Source organism: Streptomyces sp. (assembly GCF_035563135.1).
Classification (GTDB): Bacteria; Actinomycetota; Actinomycetes; order Streptomycetales; family Streptomycetaceae; genus Streptomyces.
In genome coordinates this window covers 1-2,063 of record NZ_DATMVN010000343.1, presented here as the reverse complement: position 1 = coordinate 2,063, position 2,063 = coordinate 1, and the positions used below count along the sequence as shown (strand labels likewise).

2 protein-coding genes are annotated in these 2,063 nt (G+C 68.8%); one reads left to right on the top strand and one right to left on the bottom strand.

What is annotated here, in order from left to right:
- The first annotated feature begins 261 nt into the window (after positions 1-261).
- Complete coding sequence (locus VN520_RS14970; RefSeq protein WP_422664560.1) at positions 262-1,761, top strand: IS1634 family transposase; 1,500 nt, start codon at positions 262-264, stop codon at positions 1,759-1,761.
- Here VN520_RS14970 and VN520_RS14965 read toward each other — a convergent pair.
- Positions 1,732-1,962: a hypothetical protein gene (locus VN520_RS14965; RefSeq protein ID WP_325747401.1), complete on the bottom strand. Its 231-nt coding sequence runs from the start codon at positions 1,960-1,962 to the stop codon at positions 1,732-1,734. The genes VN520_RS14970 and VN520_RS14965 overlap by 30 nt on opposite strands.
- Positions 1,963-2,063 lie beyond the last annotated feature (101 nt).

Genomic DNA, 2,063 nt, shown 5'->3' with positions numbered 1-2,063 from the left:
GCTGGATGCTCTGCCGCGCCTCGCCTTGTGCTGGCTCGGGTTAGCGGTTCGACGCGTGAGCGTGTCGGTGCGACGCGCGGTCGATGCTGATATGCGCGGGTTGGTCACCGCAGGACGGCGTTCGGCAGGGGCGCTCCGGCGGGGTCTGACCTGACTTTTATCAGTTTGCGTGATCTTGACGGTTCGTAGGCCTGGGACCTGCGGGTTTGTTTGCTGAGGCGGCCGGGTCTGCGCACTAATCGTTGGCCGTAGGGTCGGCCGGTGGCCTACGTGCGCGCTGTGAAGACGGCGTCGGGGGCCACCGCGGTGCAGATCGTGTGGTCCTCCCGGCGGGGGTCGAGGCAGATCGAGCACATCGGCTCGGGGCATGACGAAGCCGAGGTTGAGGCGCTGCGGGCGGCGGCCCGGCAGCGGCTGGCCGGCGGGCAGACTGAGCTCGATCTCGGCGTCGACGACGGCGCTTCCGCGGCCGGCCCGTTGACCATCGTCGGGTCGCAGGCCGCGCACCTGTGGGACGCGCTGTCACGGGCCTACGACGCGCTCGGGTTCGACCGGGTGGCCGGCGCCGATGAGGTGTTCCGGGCGCTGGTGTTGGCCCGGATCATCGAGCCCACGAGCAAGGCCGACAGCTTGCGCGTGCTGGTCGAGGTCGGCGTGTCCGGGCCGTCGTATCCGACGCTGGGCCGCCGCCTGCCGGGCTACGCCACCGACAAGTTCGCCGCCGCTCTGGCCGCGGCGTGCGCGGCGCACGCGGCGCTGGGGCCGGCGTCGCTGGTGCTCTACGACGTGTCCACGCTCTACTTCGAGACCGACACCGCCGACGAGTTCCGCAAGCCCGGCTTCTCCAAAGAACGCCGGCTGGAGCCGCAGATCACCGTCGGGCTGCTCACCGACGCCGCCGGCTTCCCGCTGATGGTCCAGGCGTTCGAGGGCAACCAGGCCGAGACCACCACGATGCTGCCGGTGCTGCGGTCGTTCATGACCGCGCACGGCCTGGAGGACGTGACCGTGGTCGCCGATGCCGGGATGATCTCGGCGGGCAACCAGGAGGCCATCGAGGACGCCGGGCTGTCGTTCATCCTCGGCGCCAAGATCCCGTACGTGCCGTACCTGGTCGCCCAGTGGCGCCGCGAGAACCCGGATGCCGAGATTCCCGACGGGCACGTGTTCGTGCAGCCGTGGCCGGCCACCGACAAGGAGAAAGCCGCTGGTCGGCGGGACAAGACGGTGTTCTATCAGTACCGGGCCGACCGGGCCCGGCGCACGTTGCGTGGCATCGACGAGCAGATCGCCAAGGCTGAGTCCGCGGTCGCGGGGAAGGCGTCGGTCAAGCGCAACAGGTTCGTGCAGCTGACCGGCGGTGACAAGAGCGTGAACCGCGAACTGGAGGCCAAGGCGCGGGCGTTGGCCGGCCTGAAGGGCTACGTCACCAACCTGCCCGACCCCGATCAAGAGTTCGTAATGGGGGCCTACTCCCAGTTGTGGCGGATCGAGAAGTCCTTCCGCATGTCCAAGCACGACCTGCGCGCGAGGCCGATCTACCACCACAAGCGCGAGTCCATCGAAGCCCACCTGAACGTGGTGTTCGCGGCGCTCGCCGTCACCCACCACGTCGAGACCTGCACCGGCTGGTCGATCAAGCAATTCGTCCGCACGGCCCGCCGCTACCGCACCGTGCAGATCCGCGCCGGCACCCAGCTCCTCACCGCCGAAGACCCGCTTCCCGACGACCTACGAGACGCGCTCGCCCAGAACTGCTGACGGGAAGGTGCGCACTAACCTGATAGAAGTCAGGTCGAAGGGCGATTCGTGGGACTCGGCGTCGTCGGTAAAAAGGGCCTCGATGTCGGCGCGGGCGTTGCTCTTCCAGGCCATCACGTAGTCCTCGACCCATCGCGTGATCGAGGCGGTCGTCGGGCCCAGGGTGTCCGAAAGGCCCACATCTGCGGAGGCTGGCGTCATGACCCCGATGCTGCCCGCAGGCGGAGACGCCAGACAGGGTGCACCGCTCCTAGGCAGTCGCGCCCTCCATCGGCGAGCTGGACGTCAGCACTCTCGAGAGC